We start from the raw sequence: 19,669 nt of genomic DNA on the forward strand, positions 1-19,669 counted from the left end.
CGGGGGCGCCCCGGCGCCGCTGCGGCACACGGGTATCACTCTAGACTATGAGAGCGTCGCCGCACCACCACCCTCGCGCACGCGTCTGCGCCCCGCAATTCGACCATGGATGGGCCTTGCATCCCCCCGTCGCCTCACCGTTCCCAGGCGCCCACCCCGTTGCAGCCTGCTCCTTGCCCCGCTTCCTGACCGGACCGTCAAAAAATTTCCAAGAAAGGGCTACACATCCCCAAAGAGGGGTGTTATAAGCCGCGCCGTCCGACGGACATGGTGGCCAGCGCCACCGCGTTCGTTCTGCTGGGGGATCGTCTAGCGGTAGGACTACGGACTCTGACTCCGTCAACCTTGGTTCGAATCCAAGTCCCCCAGCCAATCTCTTCCGCGACAGCTCCGCTTGCCTGAGCACCGGCGCCGATCCAGGCGCCATCGCGGCCCGTCCTGCTGGGGGATCGTCTAGCGGTAGGACTACGGACTCTGACTCCGTCAACCTTGGTTCGAATCCAAGTCCCCCAGCCAAACGGCTCTGCTGTCCTCCCACCCTGTTGACATCCGGCGGCGTTCGACGTCTTCTCAATGCCAGTGCGCATTGGGGCGCCACCTGTCCGCGGCAAGGGGGCCTAGCCTCCACCCAGTCGGTTTCGACCGTACCTCACATATCCCTTCTTCCGGCCCCATGAAGCGGACATCGGGCGTTTTTCGGAAGGAAGGTCCCATGTCTTCCCGCACCCTGTCTGACCGCACGGCCATCGACGGTCTGCGCCGCGAGGCCAAGCGCTGGCTGAAGGCCATAGGCGCCGGCGAGGCCGACGCCATCGCCCGCTTCCTCATCGTGTTCCCCGGGCATGCCACGGCGCCCAAACTGCGCGAGGTGCAGCACGCGCTGGCGCGGGAGCATGGCTTCCCCACCTGGGCCGCCCTGACGCAGGAGCTGGCGGACCGCGCCCGCACCATGGAAGAGCGCGTCCGCCTGTTCCTGGAAAAGGCGGTCAACCGCTACGGCACCGATCCCGCCACCCGGAAATGGGGTGACTATGAGCGCGATGGCGGCAGCCGGGGCGTTGTGGCCGCCCGCCTGCTGGCGCGGCATCCGGAGATCGCGCGGGCCAGCATCCACACCGCGGTGGTGGCGCACGACCTGGACACGGTGCGCGCCTTCCTGGCCAAGGACCCCGCCCTGGCGCGAGACCGCAGCGACTTCGACGGCTGGACACCCCTGGCCCACCTGGCCTATGCGCGCCTGCCCCTGGAAACCGTGGAGCCCAACGCGCTGGTCCTCGCCACCCTGCTGCTGGACGCCGGCGCCGACCCGGATGCCGGCTGGTCGGAAAGCCCCGAGTTCACGCCCCTGGTCGGGGTTATTGGTGAGGGCGAAGGCGGCCAGGCGCCGCACCCGCAGGCGGAGGCCTTTGCCGGGCTGTTGATCGACCGTGGCGCCGATCCCCTGGCCGCCCAGGCGCTATACAACACCTCGCTGGCCGAGGATTCGATCCGGTGGCTAGAGTTCCTGTGGACGCGATCGGTCCGGCGGGGGGAGACGGCCAAATGGACCGGCCCCGCGCCCCAGGCCCTGGGCGGGGAAAAATCCCGCAGCGCCGTCGCCTATCTGCTGGGCAATGCCGTGGCCAGCAACCACCCGCGCCGCGCGGCATGGCTGCTGGAGCATGGCGCCAGGGCAGACGACATCAACTTCTACTCCCGCCAGCCGGTCATGAAGCATGCCGTCATGGGTGGCCATGGCGCCATGGTGGACCTGCTGGTGCGGCACGGCGCGCGGCGTCCGCAACTGACCGAGGACGAGGTGTTCGTGGCCGCCGTCGCCACCGGCGACACCGCCACCCTGCGCCTGCTGGCAGAGGCGCATCCGGAGTTCCTGCGGGCCATCGCCCCGGTGAAGGTCGCCCTCGACACCGGCCGCACCGACATGGTGGAGGTCCTGCTGGACCTGGGCATGTCGCCCGACGTGGCCGACGACCACAACTGCCGCGCCCTGCATTTCGCCGCCCATGCCGGCGCGGTGGCGGCGGCGCGGCTGCTGATCGCCCGGGGCGCGGAGGTCGATCCCTTCGATGGGCGCTATGGCGGCAGCCCCCTCACCCACGCCGTCTATCATGGGCAACGGGAGATGGTGGATTTCCTGGCCGGGCACAGCCGCAATTTCCGAGGGCTATGTTTCGCTGGCAAAATTGATCGGCTGCGGACGCTGCTGACCGAGGAGCCTGACCGCGCCAACCGCCAGGACCGCCCGGGCGAGCCCGCCCTGTTCTGCCTGCCGGATAACCAGGAGACGGCGGTGGAGCTGGCGGACCTGCTGCTGTCCTTCGGCGCCGATCCCACCTATCGCAACCCCCTGGGCCAAACGCCGGCTGAGGCCGCCCGGCGCCGGGGCCTGGACGATGCCGCCGACGTGATCGAGATGGCGGCGGAAGAATGGACCCCTCGCTAGAATGGTGTCCTCCTTCCGCCTGTGGTGGCAGCCGATGCGCCTTCCCGTTGTTGTCCTCTGCCTGGTCATGGCGATGCCCGCGGCGACAGTCGCCCGGCCGTCGCCCTGGCCGGGCGGTGCGCCTGAGGTCGACCCGGGACAGGATTTCTTCCGCCACGCCAATGGCGGCTGGCTGGATGAGGTGGCCATACCGCCGGACCGCCCCGGCTATTCCACCGCCACCCAGCTGACCGAAACCGCCGAAGCCCGGGTGCACGAGCTGCTGGAGGGCGCCGCTCAGGCGGAAGCGCCGGCGGACGGCGAGACGGCGCAGGTGGGCGCCTACTACGCCGCCTTCATGGATGAGGCCCGGGTGCAATCGCTGGGCGGACGGCCCCTGCACCCCGACCTGATGCGGCTGCGCCTGGCCGCCACCCGCACGGCACTGGCGGAGGTGATGGGCCAAGCCAACGCCAGTTTGCACGGTTCGTGGTTCCAGCTATCGGTGGATCGCGATAGCCGCGACGCCGCGCGCCACGCCCTGTACCTGGGCCAGGGCGGGTTGGGTGGCCTGGACCGGGCCTTTTATACGGAGGCAGGCAACGCACCCCGGCGCGCGGCCTATCGCGCCTACATCGCCCGGCTGCTGACCCTGGCGGGGTGGCCGCAGGCGGACTCGCGGGCCGAGGACATCCTGGCGCTGGAAACCAACATCGCCGCCGCCAGCTGGACCCCGGCGCAGCAGCGGGACGAACGCGCCATCTACAACCCCATGAAACCGGCGCAACTGGCGCGCATGGCGCCCGGCTTTCCTTGGACGGCGTACCTGGCGGCCGCCGGCCTGGGCGGCGTGGATCGCATCGTGGTGGTGGAGCGGACCGCCCTGCCGGCCCTGGCGCACCTGTTCGCCGTCACGCCCCTGCCGGTGCTGCGCGCCTGGGCCGCCTTCCATCTGGTGGACAATGCGGCGCCGTTCCTGGCCAAGGAGTATGCCGACGCCTGGTTCGATCTGCATGGCCGCACGGTGGAAGGCAAGAAGGCGCCGCCGCCCCGCTGGCGCCAGGCCTTGGCCCAGGTGTCGGGCGGCGGCTGGAAGGACATGGCCCACAGCCGGGGCGCCCTGGGCGACGCGGTAGGGCGGCTTTATACCGCCCGCTGGTTCGATCACGCGGCGCAGGCGACGCTGGCCGCGCTGGTCAACCGGATCAAGGCCACGGTGAAGGAGCGCATCGCCGCCTCCGCCTGGATGTCGGGGCAAGCCAAGGCCGAGGCGACGCGCAAGGTGGACGCCTACCGCGTCCTGATCGGCGCGCCGGCCACGGGCGACCGGTACGACGGTCTGGTCATGCGCAAGGACGACCTGTACGGCGATGTGGTGCGGGCCACGGCCTTCACCTGGGAGCAGGACCGGCGCCGGTTGGCGCAGCCGGTGGACCCGCAAGCATGGGCCATCACACCGCAGACGGTGAACGCCTACAACGACGGCGCGGCCATGACGGTGGTGTTCACCGCCGCCCTGCTGCAGCCGCCCGCCTTTGACGCCAAGGCCGACCTCGCGGTCATCTACGGCGGCATCGGGGCTATCATCGGGCATGAGCTGACCCATGCCTTCGACGACCAGGGCCGCCTGTTCGATGCGGCCGGCCACGCCCGCGATTGGTGGACCAAGGCGGATACCGCCCGCTTCACGGCGCTGGCCGACCGCCTGGTCAGCCTTTATGGCACCTGTCAGGTGGCCCCGGGGCTGACGGTCAACGGCCGCCTGACCCTGGGGGAAAACCTGGCCGACGTGGGCGGCCTGCAACTGGCCTTTGAGGCCTACCACGCCGCCCTGGCGGAGGGGGAAGCGCCCGTGGTCAATGGCCTGACGGGCAACCAGCGCTTCTTCCTGGCGTTCGCGCAGCTGCGCCGGGGCAAGCGCCGGCTGGAGGCGCTGCGCAACGACGTCGCCAACGATCCCCATACCCCGGACACCTGCCGCGTGAACCAGGCCGTGCGCAACCTCGACGGCTGGTATCAGGCCTTTGGCGTGGGACCGGGCGCCCCCCTGTACCTGCGGCCGGAAGACAGGGTGCGGATCTGGTAGGCGGTCACAGCCGCGAGAAATCGAAGCGTGGGCGGAAGCCCAGCACGGCGGCGGCGCGGCTGGCGTCGTACACCCGGTCCAGCCGCGCGGGCAGCGGCCAGCCCCGGCGGTCGAACAGGGCCGCCACCCGGGGCAGACGGGCGCGAATCAGCCCGGCGGCCTCCGTCGCCAGCGCCGGGGCATCCTCCCGCTGGAAGGGGGTGAGGGCTGAGATGAGGAAGGTGCCGGGCACGATCCCCGCCGCCGCGTGCACATGCGCCGCTGCGGCGTCGGCCATGCTGAGCCCCCGGTGCAGACGGTGGGCGGCACGCACCGGGACGGCCTCGCGGAAACAGCGGGCGATGCGCAGGATCGCCAGGCCTCGGGCGTAGCGGGGGCCGGCCTGGGTGCATAGGTCCTCAGCCGCCCGCTTGGTCTCGTCATAGATGTCGCGCGGCCGGACGGGCGTCCCCTCATCCACCCAGACCAGGCCACCCGGCGGCGGCACCAGGCTGTGACCGTAGAGGGAGGTGGTGGAGGTGTAGACGACGCGCCCCACCCCAGCCTCAGCCGCCAGGCGCAGCAGCGTCGCCGTCGCCCGGACGTTCACGCGGTGGAAGTCGGCATCCGGCAGCCGCCCCACCTGGGGCGCATGCAGCGCCGCGACGTGGATGACGGCATCCTGGCCTTCGACCGCCCGTGCCAACGCGTCGGCATCGGCCACGTCAGCCTGGATATCCGTGGTGGCGCCGGGCCGAACGTCCAGCCCACGCGCCGTCCAGCCGCGCGTCCGCGCCTGGCGGACGATGGCGGCGCCCAGCGGGCCGGAGGAGCCGGTGACGAGGACGCGCATGGTGGCGGAACCCCAAAAAGCGAACGGGGGACAGGTTTCCCCGCCCCCCGTCTATACCAGGAACGTTTCCCTCAATCGCCGGGCGCCGACATCCGTCGGCTAGGCTTCCTCAGTTCCCAGTCCACTGCGTTCCCCGGAAACTTCCGGCGGCCCCACTTGGGGCCTACAGCGGCATGAGTCACAACCCCCTGCCGCTGTGCACCTATACGCCGCGGCGGCGCTCAGCGGCGCCAGGCCACGACCGTCTGCTGCTGCGTGCCCAACAGGTCAGAGCCCAGGCGCATGACGTCGCCGGCCTTCAGGTACTCAGGCGTCGGCTTCACGCCCATGCCCACGCCCGGCGGGGTGCCGGTGGTGATCAGGTCGCCCGGCTGCAGGGTGATGAAGCGGCTGATGTAGCTGACCAGCGTCGCCACGCCGAAGATCATGGTGCTGGTGTTGCCGGTCTGGCGGCGGGCGCCGTTCACGTCCAGCCACAGGTCGATGTTCTGCGGATCGGCAATCTCATCCGCCGTCACCAGCCAGGGACCGACGGGGCCGAAGGTGTCGCAGCCCTTGCCCTTGTCCCAGGTGCCGCCCCGCTCGATCTGGTACTCACGCTCGGACACGTCGTTGACCAGGACGTAACCAGCCACATGGCTGAGCGCATCGGCCTCGTCGACATAGCGGGCGGTCTTGCCGATGACGATGCCCAGCTCCACCTCCCAATCGCTCTTCACGCTGTCCTTGGGCAACATGACATCGTCATTGGGGCCGTTCAGGCAGCTGATGGCCTTGGTGAACAGCACCGGCTCCTTCGGCAGGGGCAGGTTGGATTCAGCGGCATGGTCGGCGTAGTTCAGGCCCACGGCCAGGAACTTGGGCGTCCCGGTGTAGGGCACGCCCAGGCGCGGGCTGCCGGACACGACGGGCAGGCTGGCGATGTCCAGCGCCGCCAGGGCGGCCAAGCCCCCGGCCGACAGCTGGGCGGGGCCGATGTCGGCCACATGGCCCGAGAGATCGCGGATCTGGCCGGCGGCATCCAGCAGGCCGGGTTTCTCCTGGCCCACCGGGCCGTAACGCAGCAGCTTCATGGGAAGTCCTGTCCCTGATTAGAAAGGCGCTCTGTTAGCGGTCGCAGTTTTCTTCCAATCTGACACCGCTGGCAATGCCGATCCTTTCATGGCGCCCCCCGCGTTACTGGCCGTTGCGGATGTAATCCGCCAAGCCCTGCGCCAGATGATCGTACAGCAGACGCACGCGCCGGCTGGACTTCAGGTCCGGATGCATGACCAGCCAGGTGTCGAGGTCGAAGCCCAGGGTGCCGGGCAGCAGGTGCACCAGGTCAGGGTCGCGGCGTCCCAGCCCCACCTGGCAAATGCCGATGCCGAAACCGGCGCGGATGGCGGCCAGCTGGGCCACGTCGCTGTCCGCGCGGAAGGCGAAATGCTCGCGGCCGAAATACCGCCCCCGGGCGCGCAGGGTGCGGATGACAGCCGTTTCGGTATCGAAACCGATCAGGCTGTGGCTGGCGAGATCGTCCCAGCAGGCCGGGGTGCCGTGCATTTCCAGATAACGTCGGTGGGCATGGAGCCCCAACGCGATGACGCCCAGGTGCCGGGCCACCAGCGCGCCTTGCGTGGGGCGCACCATACGGACGGCAATGTCGGCGTCGCGCCGCAGCAGATCCTCCGTCTCGTTGGACAGGGACAGCTCAATCGCCACCTTGGGATGGTCGCGGCGGAAGGCGGCCAGGATGGGGGGCAGCACCTCCACCCCCACCACCACACTGGCCGTGACACGCACGCTGCCCGCCACCTCATCCGCCGGGCCCGACGCCGCGCGCAACAGGGCGGCCGCGGCGGCGGCCATCACCTCGGCATGGGCGCGAAGCTCCAGCGCCGTCTCGGTCGGCGTCAGGCCTTGGGGAGAGCGGGTGAACAGGGTGGCGCCCAGCGTGCGCTCCAGCTCCTCCACATGGCGGCCGACGCTGGGCTGAGTCAGCCCCAGCGCGCGCCCCGCCGCCGACAGGCTGCCCTCGCGCAGCACCGCGAGGAAGGAGCGGTAGAGTTCCCAACCGGGTTCGTGCTTAGCCATAAATTTACGTATATCAACTCAACGGCCTTACGCAATTCCGTTTATCTATCCGACCCGTCACCTTCCCGGCATCGCAATGACGCCGACGGAGGAAAAGATGGCGACGACGAACGGCAAGACGGTTCTGGTGATTGGGGCCAGGGGCGGCGTGGGGGGTGCCGTGGCTGCCCGCCTGCTGGCCGATGGCTGGACGGTGAAGGCCCTGGCAAGGGGCCAGGGAGCGGGGGGTCGCGGGTCACGGCCGGACTTGGCCGCCGCCCAGTGGATCCAGGGCGACGCCATGAACGCCGCCGACGTGGCCCGGGCCGCCGCCGGCGCCGATGTCATCGTCCATGCCGTGAACCCGCCGGGCTACAAGGACTGGGACAAGCTGGTGCTGCCCATGATGGACAACACCATCGCCGCCGCCAAGGCCGTGGGCGCCCGCATCGTCCTGCCGGGCACAGTGTACAACTACGGCCCCGACGCCCAGCCCGACCTGACCGAGGAGTCGCCGCAGAACCCAGTCACGGTGAAAGGCGGCATCCGCGTGGCCATGGAGCGGCGGCTGCGCCAGGCATCGACCGAGGGTGCCCGCGTCCTGATCCTGCGCTGTGGCGACTTCTTCGGGCCCCACGCCGGCAACAACTGGTTCGGCCAGGGGCTGGTGAAACCAGGCAAGGCGGTCACGTCCATTCCCTACCCCGGCCCACACGCCGTCGGCCACGCCTGGGCCTATCTGCCCGACGTGGCGGAAACGGTGGCCCGCCTGCTGGCGCGGGAAAACGAGCTGGCGACCTTCGAGACCTTTCACTTCGGCGGCCATTGGCTGGAGGCAGGGGCGGAGATGGCGGCATCCATCCAGCGTGTGGTGGTGGCGCGGGGCGGCGCGCGGCCGGCCGTCACGGCCTTCCCCTGGTGGCTGGTGACCCTGGCCTCCCCCTTCGTCACCGTGTTCCGCGAAATGCGGGAGATGCGTTACCTGTGGCAGCGGCCGGTGCGGCTGGAGAACGCCAAGCTCAAGGCTTTCCTGGGGGCCGAGCCCCATACGCCGCTGGACGTGGCGGTGGCCGCCGCCCTGACGGATTTGGGGTGTGTGCCGGCGTGACGGCGCAGGGTCCGGGCTGGACAAACGTACCTGCTTCCACCATCAAATTTTTATTGGATACAAAATCCATGGGCAGGAGCAGGGAATGAAAAAGATGGCAGGAGCGAAATGGGCGGCGGCGGCGCTGGCCGCGGTGCTGATGACCGGCGCGGCGACCCAAGGCTGGGCCGAGGACAAGAAGGACAAGGGCGGCGAAGACGCGCCCAAGCCGGGCAAGATCGCGGAGCAGATCGAGGCGGCCACCGCCCGCGCGCCCATCGCGGAGACGGCCAAGAGCAGCGCCCACAGCGTCACCATCCGGGGCAAGAGCATCCGCTACCAGGCGACCGCCGGCACCCTGACCATCCGGGACGACAACGGCAAGCCGACCGCCAGCGTGTTCTACGTCGCCTACACGGCCGAGGGCGCGCCGGCGACCAAGCGGCCCGTGACCTTCCTCTACAACGGCGGCCCAGGCTCGGCCAGCCTGTGGATGCACATGGGGCTGGGGCCGGTGCGCGTGCGCACCAGCGCGCCGGACAACACGCCGCCGGCGCCCTATGTCTATTCCGCCAATGAGGACAGCATCCTGGACAAGACCGACCTGGTCTTCATCGATGCCATCGGCACCGGCTATTCCCGCCCGCTGGGCGACGCCAAGGACAAGGACTTCTGGGGCGTGGACCAGGACGTGGACGCCTTCGCCCGCGCCATCAACCGCTACGTCACCATCAACAACCGTTGGAACTCGCCCAAATTCCTGTTCGGCGAGTCCTACGGCACCACCCGCTCGTCCGCCCTGGCCAACCGGCTGCAGCAGGACGGCATGGACCTGAACGGCGTCGTGCTGCTGTCGTCCATCCTGAACTACGGCATCCGCCAGCCGGGCTTCGACAACATCTTCATCTCCTACCTGCCCAGCTACGCCGCCACCGCCTGGTACCACAACCGCATCGCCAACAAGCCCGCCGACTTGGCCGCCTTCCTGCAGAAGGTGCGGGACTACGCGCGCGGCCCCTACACCGTGGCGCTGGCCAAGGGCCAGGACATCACCCCGGAGGAAGAGGACGCTGTCGCCAAGCAGCTGTCGGCCTACACCGGCCTGCCGGTCCCCTTCCTGAAGCAGGCCAAGCTGCGCGTCAGCCTGCAGCGCTTCCGCAAGGAACTGCTGCGTGACGAGGCCAAGACGGTGGGCCGCCTGGACAGCCGCTTCCTGGGCGTGGATATCGATTCCGCCGGCGAGGGACCGGAGTACGACGCCTCCTCCAACGCGGTCACCAGCGCCTTCATCTCCAGCCAGCGCGCCTACATCAACGGCGACCTGGGCTATAAGACCGACCTGGACTATCGCCGCAGCGCCGACGGCGCCATCGGCCAGTGGGACTGGCACCACAAGATCGAGAACCGGCGGATGGAAATGCCGGACGTGGCCCTGGACCTGGCGCAGGCCATGCGTCAGAACCCGCACCTGCAGCTGCTGTCGCTGAATGGCTGGTACGACATGGCCACCCCGTTCTTCGGCACGGAATACGACATCGGCCACATGGAGCTGGAACCGGCGCAGCGGAAAAACGTGACGTTCAAGTATTACCCCTCCGGCCACATGGTGTACCTGAACCCCGAGGCGCTGAAGCAGATGGTGGCCGACCTGGACGCCTTCTACGACAAGGCGGCGCCAGCCGCGCCGTAAGGCTTCCCAAGAGGCACCGCGACCAGCCAGCGGCATGGGAGCCATGCCGCTGGTAGCCCGCGACTGCGGGCGCCGGAGCGAGCACCGCAGGGCGCAGCGAGGAAGCCAAGCCAGCGGATGCTGGCGCCCGGCGCATGAGGGAACACTAAAATAAGGTCACGATGTCGCCCCCCAAGCAACGGGCTGGACAGCGGGCTTGCCATCAAACATCAAACAATTTGATGACAACCCGCAACAGGGAGCTTGGGGATGCGTAAGACGATCGTGGCGTTGACGGCAGTGCTGCTGACCTCCGTCGCCGTGGCCGGATGGGCTGATGACAAGAAGGACAAGGGCGGCGACGACGACGCGCCCAAGGGCAAGGTGGCGGAACAGATCGAGGCGGCCACCGCCCGGGCACCCGTGACCGAGACGGCCAAGACCACGTCGCATACCGTCACCATCAAGGGCAAGAGCATCCGCTATCAGGCGACGGCCGGCACCCTGACCATCCGCGACAATGACGGCAAGCCCACGGCTAGCGTCTTTTACGTCGCCTACACGGCCGAGGGCGCACCGGCGGCCAAGCGGCCGGTGACCTTCCTCTATAACGGCGGCCCCGGCTCGGCCAGCCTGTGGCTGCACATGGGGTCCTTCGGGCCCATCCGGGTGCGCACGGCCAGCCCGGACAACAACGCCCCCGCGCCCTATACTTTCACCGCCAACGACGACAGCCTGCTGGACAAGACCGACCTGGTGTTCATCGACGCCATCGGCACCGGCTATTCCCGCCCCCTGGGTGAAGCCAAGGGCAAGGATTTCTGGGGCGTGGACCAGGATGTGGACGGTTTCGCCCGCGCCATCAGCCGCTATGTCAGCCTCAACAACCGCTGGAACTCCCCCAAATTTCTGTTCGGGGAGTCCTACGGCACCACGCGGTCGGCGGCCCTGTCCAACCGGCTGCAGCAGGATGGCATGGACCTGAACGGCGTCATCCTGCTGTCGTCCATCCTGAACTACGGCATCCTGCAGCCGGGCTATGACGAGGGCTACATCGCCTTCCTGCCCAGTTACGCCGCCACCGCCTGGTACCACAACCGCATCCCCAACAAGCCGGCCGACCTGGCCGCCTTCGTGCAGCAGGCGCGTGTCTTCGCGCGCGGCCCCTATGCCGCCGCCCTGGCCAAGGGCCAGACCATATCGGCGGAGGAAGAGGACGCCGTGGCCAAGCAGCTGGCCACCTTCACCGGCCTGTCTCCGGACTACCTGAAGCGCGCCAAGCTGCGCATCGACCTGTTCCGCTTCCAGAAGGAGCTGTTGCGCGACAAGCGGCAGACGGTGGGCCGCTTCGACAGCCGCTTCCTGGGCGTGGACACGGACGCCGCCGGTGAGGGGCCGGAGTACGACCCCTCCGACAGCGCCATCAACAGCGCCTTCATCTCCAGCCTGCGCGCCTATCTGGCGGGCGACCTGGGCTATAAGACGGACCTGGAGTATCGTGCCGGGTCCGACGACGCCAACGAGCAGTGGGACTGGCACCACAAGGTGCCCAACGTCGGCAAGCTGGAGGTGCCGGACGTAGCGTTGGACCTCAGCCTGGCCATGCGCCAGAACCCGCACCTGCAGCTGCTGTCGCTGAACGGCTATTACGACATGGCGACGCCGTTCTTCAACACGGAGTACGACATCAACCACATGGCGCTGGAACCGGCGCAGCGAAAGAACGTGACGTTCAAGTACTATCCGTCCGGGCACATGATCTACCTGAACCCGGACGCGCTGAAGCAGCTGGTCGTCGACCTGGATGCCTTCTACGATAAGGCTACCTCGGGCGGCGCATAAGAGCGGACCGCTTTACCCTGGCCCAACAAGCACTTGCCCGGTGATGGGCTTGGCCTCATCTTCGATCCATTCCGCCGCCGACGTCCCCCGGGATGCCGGCGGCCAACAACGATTGGGGTAAGCGATGCGCGCTGCCGTTCTGGCATTGACCGTGATCCTGGGCACGACCTCCCTCACGGCGGCGGCCCCGCCCCCGCCGGCCACCAGCCCGGCCGCCCCCCTGATCGAGCGCGCCAAATTCTTCGGCAACCCCAGCCGCACCCAGGGCAAGCTGAGCCCCGACGGCAAATGGCTGTCCTGGATCGCGCCGCGCGACGGCGTGCTGAACATTTGGGTGGCCCCCGCCAGCGACCCCACCAAGGCCAAGGCCCTGACGGCGGAGAAGACCCGCCCCATCCGCCAGCATTTTTGGTCCCCCGACGGCAAGATGATCCTGTTCGTCAACGACAAGGGCGGGGACGAGAATTTCGTGTTGTACGGCGTCAACGTCGCCACGGGCGAACAGCGCACCCTGACGCCGCAGGAAAAGACGCGCGTCGACATCATCGGCACCAGCCACCACATCAAGGACCGCATCCTGGTTGGCCTGAACAACCGCGATCCCAAGTGGTTCGACGTCTACAGCCTGGACTTGGCCAAGGGCAAACTGACCCTGGTGTTCAAGAACGAGGGCTATGCCGGTTTCGTCGCGGACGAGTCCCTGAAGCTGCGCCTGGCGGCCAAGTCGCGGCCCGATGGCGGAACCGACTTCTTCCGCGTGGCCGACAATAAGGTTGAAGCCCAGCCGCTGGGTGCGGTCGGGCTGGATGACAGCCTGACCACCAACCCCCTGGGCTATACCGAGGACGGCAAGACGCTGTACTGGATCGATAGCCGCGGCCGCGACACCGCCGCGCTGATCGCCCAGGACGCCGCCACCGGCACCACCCGGGTGGTGGGCCAAAGCGACAAGGCCGATGTGGGCGACGTCCTGGCCGATCCCAAGACGGGGGTGATCCAGGCCTATGCCATCGACTATCTGCGCACGGAATGGACGGCGCTGGATCCCAAGATCGGCGCGGAACTGGACTTCCTGAAGTCTCAGCTGAAGGGCGACATCCACGTCACCAGCCGCACCGACGACGACGGCGCCTGGACCGTGGTGGTGGATCCGGTCACGGCGCCGGCGGCGACATACCGCTTCGACCGCAAGGCCCACACCCTGACCAAGCTGTTCGTGAACCGGCCGGAGCTGGAGGGTGCCGACCTGGCCGCCATGCACCCGGTGGAGATCAAGGCGCGCGACGGTCTGACGCTGGTGTCCTACCTCACCCTGCCGGCGGGCAGCGACGGCAAGGGCGATGGGCATCCCGACCAGCCCCTGCCCATGGTGCTGTTCGTGCATGGCGGCCCTTGGGCGCGAGACGGTTACGGCTACAACGGCTATCACCAGTGGCTGGCCAACCGGGGCTATGCCGTGCTGTCGGTCAACTATCGCGGCTCCACCGGCTTCGGGAAGAACTTCATCACCGCCGGCAACCTGCAATGGGGCCGCAAGATGCATGACGACCTGATCGACGCCGTCGACTGGGCGGTCAAGCAGGGCATCACCACCAAGGACAAGGTGGCCATCATGGGCGGGTCCTACGGCGGCTATGCCACCCTGGCCGGCCTGACCTTCACCCCCGACGCCTTCGCCTGCGGCGTGGACATCGTGGGCCCCAGCAACCTGGCCACCCTGCTGAAGACCATCCCGCCCTATTGGGAGGCGGGCAAGCAGCAGTTCTACAAGCGCATGGGCGACCCGACGACGGAGGACGGCCGCCAGCTGCTGCACGACGCCTCCCCCCTGTTCAAGGCGGCGGATATCAAGAAGCCGCTGCTGATCGGCCAGGGCGCCAACGATCCCCGCGTCAACCAGGCGGAGTCGGACCAGATCGTGAAGGCGATGAAGGAGAAGAACATCCCCGTCACCTACATCCTGTTCCCCGACGAGGGCCACGGCTTCGCCCGGCCGGAGAACAGCATCGCCTTCAACGCCGCCGCCGAACAGTTCCTGGGCGCCTGCCTGGGCGGCCGGGCGGAGCCCTTCGGCGCCGCCTTCAAGGGCTCCAGCATCACCGTGCCCGACGGGGCGCAGTTCACGCCGGGACTGCAGGCGGCGCTGGCGGCCAAGTAAGCGTGTGACGGGGGAAGTAATGGGGCACGGGGGGGTGATGGGTATGGCGGGGGGTTGGGCGCGGGCGCATCGGGTAGGCATGGCGGCGGCCCTGCTTCTTTTCCTGTCCCTGCCGACCCTATCCCTGCTGGCGGCGGCGCAAACCGCCGCCGACAGCCCACCCACCGTCACCATCACCGGCAACCGCTTCACCGTCGAGACGCTGACCCAGGCGACGGAAGGTTTCGTCCAGGACCATGGTCATCCCTCCCCCCGGTTGAACCAGCTGACCCGGTGGGAACGTCCCGTCTGTCCAGAGGCGATCAACGTGCCGGCCGACGTGGCCGCATTTCTCACCACCCGCATCAAGACGGTGGCGGGCCAAGTGGGCGCGCCGACCCGGGACGGCTGCAAGCGTGATATCGAGATCATCTTCTCCGATACGCCCCAGGCCGTGATGGATGCCGTCGCGGATAAACGCTCATTCCTGCTGGGCTATCACTTCGTCAACCAGACCAAGGCGTTGAGCAAGGTCACCCAGGCCATCCAGGCATGGTACGTGACCGCCGTGCGCGACGGCGCCGTCACCGTGGTGGACGACCCGTATTACGCCTCAGGCATGCATTCCGACGATCCCTTGAAGGACCAGTTCCACGGCAACGGCGGCAGCCGGCTGTCCCACGACATGGCCAGCGTCTTCGATAATATCGTCGTGATCGTGGACACCACCAAGATCGAGGGAGAGACGTTCGGCAGCCTGGCCGACTACCTGGCCATGCTGGTCCTGGCCCAGCCGGCCAGCGCCGTGGACCAGTGCAACCCCCTGCCCAGCATCCTGAGCCTGTTCTCCGACGCCTGCCCATCGGCACAGCGGGTCCGGTCGCTGAGCCCGGCGGACAGGGCCTATCTGGAGGGGCTCTATTCCGTCGCCCCGGACGCGACCGGCAGCCTGCAGCGCGCCACCATCGCCACCCACATGCTGGACAGCCTCAAGACCAGCACCCTCGCCGCAGACGGCGGGACACCCGCGGCGAAATAATCCATGCCGATGCACCCCCTGCATCCGGCGCGCCAAACGACTTTTACCACGTCAGCGGGTTGACGCCGGATAGACGGCGATAGAGCTGAACGCGCGACCGTCATGCGCGGGAACGGCCGTGATCTGGGGATAGAGCGCGGTTGCGGCGCGAATGCGCGCGATGGCCGTCTGTATTTCGGAGCGGTTTTCGCCAATCAGGAACCGCATCATCCAAGGCTTCTCCGCCGGCCGCGCCAGCCCTTCCATCTGCCAAACGAGATCACCGACGAAGGCATAGCGCTTCCCCGAGGGCAAGTTGACGAAGACGACGACCGAGTCCGGCGTATGGCCGGGCGCCGGTACGATCACGACCGAGCCGTCGCCGTAAACATCATGGCTGCTTGGGAAACCGAGATAGGCACCGCCGTCGAAGTGATAGGCCTGATAGCTGACCGCGTGGAAGCTGTTGAGCACCTCGGTACCCTCACCATGCGAGTCGATAAAGCGCTGGCCGGCATCATCCACCAGTACGGGTATACCGTGGAAATCATCCACGCCGCTGATGTGGTCCCAGTGTGCATGGGTTGGAATGATCGCGGTAATCGTGTCGGCCTGCACCCCGGCCAACTGATCGATGATGGGCGTGCCAAGGTGGTGAGGCGACTGTTGGAGCGATGGCAGCAGTTTGAGTTGCTGCTCGACATTCCGCCCGAACCCCGTGTCGATCAGCAGGTTTCCCTTGGGATGCCGCACGAGCACGCCGCTCGCGGCGAATGCGCGCTTCTCGCTCCACGAACCGCCCCGAAATGCCAACGCCGCGGGGGTTTCGTATGTCCCTGTCGGCATCACGCTGATCGACATGGCCGCCGGAGGCGTGGCTGACGGCAGCGCCCCGACATCGACTTGCGGCACGTCGAGCCGGATCGGAGCGAAAGTCCAGGCGAACGAAAGCAGCGCCACCATGAGCACTATCGCGAGCCCGATCAGCGTGCTGTTGATCGGGCGGCGGCGCATCCGCGCCAAGAGCGCGTTCCCGCCTTCGATAGCTTGAGCCATTGATCTGCCTTTCGTGTAACAATAACGCATATTATCGCTACAACGATAATGACGACTATCGTTAGGAGTCAACACGCATGAGGGATTGGTCCCCCGATCATCCGCGAGCGAAGGTGATGGCGCGCAAGCGCGCTGCGATCGTGGCGGCCGCCGAGCAGGCGTTCGTGCGGGACGGCTATGCGGGCAGTGGAATGGAGAGCATCGCCCGTGAGGCTGGCGTTTCCATCATGACGCTGTACCGCCATGCTCGAACCAAAGACGATCTGTTCGCCGCGGTAATGGAAAGCGCGTGCCACCCGGCCGATATGGAAGAGTCGGTCAGGATCGAAGATGTTTTGAAGAAGTCGCTCGCGGACATTCTTCTCTTTGTCGGCGTGATGTTCCAGGAGCGTATTCGTGGCGCGAAGACGACCAACCTGCTCCGGGTCGTCATGACCGAGATACGACGATTTCCACACCTTGGTGCGCTGGCATACGATGGCCTGATCAATGCACACGTCGAAAGGCTGGACTCTTTCCTGTCAACTCGGGCCGAGACATCCGGGGTGCCGGCGGAGCGACGGCGCAAGATCGGCCATGATTTCTTCGAGCGGTTGGTCGGTCTCGATGACTATCGTGTGCTGCTTGGGCTGCCGGCTCCGTCGGAGCAGGACATGCGCAGGCGGGCGGAACTGGCCGCCCGGGAAGCTGTTGCGGAGTTGGGGAGGGAGCAACCCGCTTCCAATCCGCACGAACCTTGAGGCGCCAATCCCTTCCTGACCTGATCGGTCCCGAGCGCCGGTTCATCCCCGCCCCCGCCAAAAGCGCCTAACGATCTTGTTAAAATCGATGTTGCGATCGTTTCTCATTATCAGTATCAGGGTGCCGACCGATCCTGACTGAATAATGGAAACACGATGAAAAAGTGCGCCGTGTCGATGCTTGCCCTGTTGGCGGCGATGCAGGCCCCCTTGCGGGCCCAGGCCACGGAAGCGATGGACGCTGCCGTGGACACGACGGCCGCCGCCACCGACGCCGGCCAGGAAAAGACCCTGGACGACATCATCGTGAGCGGCACGCAGGCCCCCTCCTTCAAGGCGGAGGTGGTGCAGGTCGGCGCCTTCCGGAATCAGTCGCTGCTGGACACGCCGCTGACCGTCGCCATCCTGCCGCGCGCCTTGCTGGACGCGCAGGGGGCGCAGGGGCTGGACGACGCGCTGCGCAACACGCCCGGCGTGACGCAGCAGTCCACCAGCCCCCTGACCAGCAACAACTTCGTCTCGCGCGGCGTGCTGATGAACGCCCGCACCAACTATCGCCTGAACGGGTCCTTGCCCATCATCAACCTGGGGCCCATCCCCATCGAGAACAAGCAGCGGGTTGAACTGCTGAAGGGCGTGTCGGCGCTGTACTACGGTATCAGCACACCGTCAGGCATCGTCAACGTGGTGACCAAGCGGGCGGGGTCCGACCCCGTCACCAGCTTCACCCTGAACGGCGACAACAACGGCAGTTTCGGCAGCGGCTTCGACATTGGGCGGGAGTTCGGCGACCACAACGAATACGGCGCCCGCATCAACGGCTATGCCTCGCGCATCGGCACGCCGGTGAATGATGTGGACGGCCGGCGCTGGTTGATGAGCGGCGCCTTTGACTGGCGCGCCAATGAGCGCCTGACCTTCAAGCTGGACACCGAATACTACCGCCGTGAGATGGATGAGCCGGGTGGCATCACCCTGCCCAGCGCGGTGGGTGCCAAGGGCGGCAACGGGGGCACCATCATCCTGCCGTCCATCCCGGACCCCAGCCTGCGCTTCGCCCCACTGAACGCGCCCTACAACACCTGGGCCACCAACGTAGTGGGCCGCGCCGATTACGCCATCACCGACGACTGGTCGGCCCGCGCGGAATTCGGCGTCGCCTCCACCAGGCGGCAGCGCACCATCGCCAACCTAGGGTCCATCAACCTGGCCACCGGCGCCGGCACGGTGAGCGGGACGTACACGCCCGACCAGGAATATCGCAACCAGAACCTGCGGCTGGAGGTGTCTGGCAAGCTTGACACAGGCCCGGTCAGCCACGAACTGCTGGTGGGCTTCAGCCGGAACCGGCAGACCCAGGAGGACCAGCACCAGCAATCCTACACGGCGGTGAAGCAGAACCTGTACGACCCGCTGACCATCCCCTATGACAGCCTGAAGTTCACCACCACCAAGCTGAACGCCGGCAGCGTGAACATCGATACCGGCGGCTACGTCATGGACATGGCGCACCTGGGCGATCACTGGCTGCTGATCGCCGGCGCCCGCTATGTCGATTACGACACCGCCTCCGCCGCCCGAAACTATGCCGTGCAGACGGTCACCCCGACCGCCGGGCTGGTTTACAAGCTGACGCCCAAGTCCAGCTTGTACGCCACCTATATCGAGGGCCTGGAAAGCGCGGGCACGGCACCCGACGGCACGACCAACGCCGGCACCATCCTGGACCCCGTGGTCAGCAAGCAGGTGGAGGTGGGCGGCCGCATGGAAGTGGGCGGCGCCATGATGTCGCTGGCCTGGTTCCACATCGACCGGGGCCTGGCCTACACCGACATCCACAACACCTACGTCCTGAACGGACAGGCCATCCATCAGGGCGTCGAAGCCTCCGTCCAGGGGGAGGTGCTGCCCGACCTGTCGATCATGGTCAGCGGCCAGTACCTGAACGCCCTTCAGGAGAACACCGGCAGCGTCTACCAGGATGGCCGGCGGGTGGAGAACACGCCGCGCTGGTCCGGTTCCATCTTCGCGGAATACCATCCGGACCTCCTGGACGGCGTCGGCCTGAACGCGGGTGTCTACTACACCGGCGATCGCGCGGCGGATGCGCAGAACCGCGCCACCTTGCCCGCCTACACGACGCTGAGCCTGGGGGCCAGCTACAAGACCCAGGTGCAGGGGAATGGCCTGACCCTGCGCGTCAACGCCGACAACGTGACCAACGAGCGTTACTGGGCCACCGGCGGCCCCACGCTCTACTCGGGCATGCCGGCCACGGTGCGCTTCTCCGCCACGCTTGATTTGTGAGGTCCTCAGGCGCCGGAGTTGTTCGTTTTCCTCGGGCGCCGGCAGGCCCGTCCAAGCCTTTGGCCGCCCTCGTTCCGCTCCTCCGGTGCTCACTCCGGCGCCTGCGGTCACAGGCCGAGCGACCAAAGATTGTCGTCAGCGCCCCCGGCATCGATTCTTTGATGCTGGGGCATGGCTGCCCTTGAAATTTCATGAGCGTGTTCGCTTGACACGCCCGGCCGATGCCGCTTTTATCCTGGGCATCATGACCGACACCACGACCACCCTGCTGCTTCTTATGAACCCGGCCTCCTGAGAGGACCGGGGATTTCGTCATAAGTTTGCGCAAGGTTCGTGAGTTTACCACATGTCGTGTCACGTCGCCCCCAGGGGCTCTTCTGCCAAGACCAGCATCGCCGCCGCCAGCGCCCAGCCGCTG

At 67.4% G+C, this 19,669-nt stretch carries 13 protein-coding genes and 2 tRNA genes; 11 read left to right on the forward strand and 4 right to left on the reverse strand.

The window, feature by feature from the left end:
- Positions 1–298 precede the first annotated feature (298 nt).
- From FBZ87_RS07765 to FBZ87_RS07780, 4 genes are all read left to right on the forward strand, one after another.
- A tRNA-Gln gene (locus FBZ87_RS07765) sits at positions 299–372 on the forward strand.
- Positions 373–442: 70 nt separating this feature from the next.
- Positions 443–516, forward strand: a tRNA-Gln gene (locus FBZ87_RS07770).
- Positions 517–712: 196 nt separating this feature from the next.
- A complete protein-coding gene (locus FBZ87_RS07775) occupies positions 713–2,443 on the forward strand; it encodes an ankyrin repeat domain-containing protein (protein ID WP_186454634.1) in 1,731 nt (576 codons plus the stop codon).
- 34 nt (positions 2,444–2,477) lie between these two features.
- On the forward strand, positions 2,478–4,508 hold the full coding sequence (locus FBZ87_RS07780; RefSeq protein ID WP_186454635.1) for a M13 family metallopeptidase: 2,031 nt from the start codon (positions 2,478–2,480) through the stop codon (positions 4,506–4,508).
- 4 nt (positions 4,509–4,512) lie between these two features.
- On the opposite strand, the gene FBZ87_RS07785 is transcribed toward FBZ87_RS07780, so the two are convergent.
- The 3 genes from FBZ87_RS07785 to FBZ87_RS07795 form a co-directional block, all read right to left on the reverse strand.
- Entirely contained in the window at positions 4,513–5,340 is an 828-nt protein-coding gene (locus FBZ87_RS07785) for an NAD-dependent epimerase/dehydratase family protein (protein ID WP_145609717.1), read from the reverse strand.
- 221 nt (positions 5,341–5,561) lie between these two features.
- Positions 5,562–6,413 carry a 2,4-didehydro-3-deoxy-L-rhamnonate hydrolase gene (locus FBZ87_RS07790; protein ID WP_145609718.1) on the reverse strand — a complete coding sequence of 284 codons (852 nt, stop codon included), beginning with the start codon at positions 6,411–6,413 and terminating at the stop codon, positions 5,562–5,564.
- Between the two features lie 103 nt (positions 6,414–6,516).
- Positions 6,517–7,416 (reverse strand): LysR family transcriptional regulator, encoded by a 900-nt coding sequence (locus FBZ87_RS07795; protein ID WP_145609719.1) that lies wholly within the window; start codon positions 7,414–7,416, stop codon positions 6,517–6,519.
- Positions 7,417–7,513: 97 nt separating this feature from the next.
- Between FBZ87_RS07795 and FBZ87_RS07800 the strand changes: the two genes are divergently transcribed.
- The 5 genes from FBZ87_RS07800 (at position 7,514) to FBZ87_RS07820 (ending at position 15,169) form a co-directional block, all read left to right on the forward strand.
- Positions 7,514–8,503: an NAD-dependent epimerase/dehydratase family protein gene (locus FBZ87_RS07800; protein WP_145609720.1), complete on the forward strand. Its 990-nt coding sequence runs from the start codon at positions 7,514–7,516 to the stop codon at positions 8,501–8,503.
- Between the two features lie 85 nt (positions 8,504–8,588).
- Complete coding sequence (locus FBZ87_RS07805) at positions 8,589–10,172, forward strand: S10 family peptidase (RefSeq protein ID WP_145609721.1); 1,584 nt, start codon at positions 8,589–8,591, stop codon at positions 10,170–10,172.
- Positions 10,173–10,421: 249 nt separating this feature from the next.
- A complete protein-coding gene (locus FBZ87_RS07810; RefSeq protein ID WP_145609722.1) occupies positions 10,422–11,993 on the forward strand; it encodes a S10 family peptidase in 1,572 nt (523 codons plus the stop codon).
- A gap of 124 nt (positions 11,994–12,117) precedes the next feature.
- Entirely contained in the window at positions 12,118–14,151 is a 2,034-nt protein-coding gene (locus FBZ87_RS07815; RefSeq protein WP_145609723.1) for a S9 family peptidase, read from the forward strand.
- Between the two features lie 43 nt (positions 14,152–14,194).
- Entirely contained in the window at positions 14,195–15,169 is a 975-nt protein-coding gene (locus FBZ87_RS07820) for a hypothetical protein (protein ID WP_145609724.1), read from the forward strand.
- Positions 15,170–15,220: 51 nt separating this feature from the next.
- On the opposite strand, the gene FBZ87_RS07825 is transcribed toward FBZ87_RS07820, so the two are convergent.
- On the reverse strand, positions 15,221–16,204 hold the full coding sequence (locus FBZ87_RS07825; RefSeq protein WP_186454636.1) for an MBL fold metallo-hydrolase: 984 nt from the start codon (positions 16,202–16,204) through the stop codon (positions 15,221–15,223).
- Between the two features lie 77 nt (positions 16,205–16,281).
- On the opposite strand from FBZ87_RS07825, the gene FBZ87_RS07830 reads away from it, so the two are divergent.
- A complete protein-coding gene (locus FBZ87_RS07830) occupies positions 16,282–16,944 on the forward strand; it encodes a TetR/AcrR family transcriptional regulator (protein ID WP_145609726.1) in 663 nt (220 codons plus the stop codon).
- A gap of 177 nt (positions 16,945–17,121) precedes the next feature.
- Positions 17,122–19,251 (forward strand): TonB-dependent siderophore receptor, encoded by a 2,130-nt coding sequence (locus FBZ87_RS07835; RefSeq protein ID WP_246134301.1) that lies wholly within the window; start codon positions 17,122–17,124, stop codon positions 19,249–19,251.
- Positions 19,252–19,669: the final 418 nt, after the last annotated feature.

Source organism: Nitrospirillum amazonense (assembly GCF_007828035.1).
Lineage (GTDB): Bacteria > Pseudomonadota > Alphaproteobacteria > Azospirillales > Azospirillaceae > Nitrospirillum > Nitrospirillum amazonense.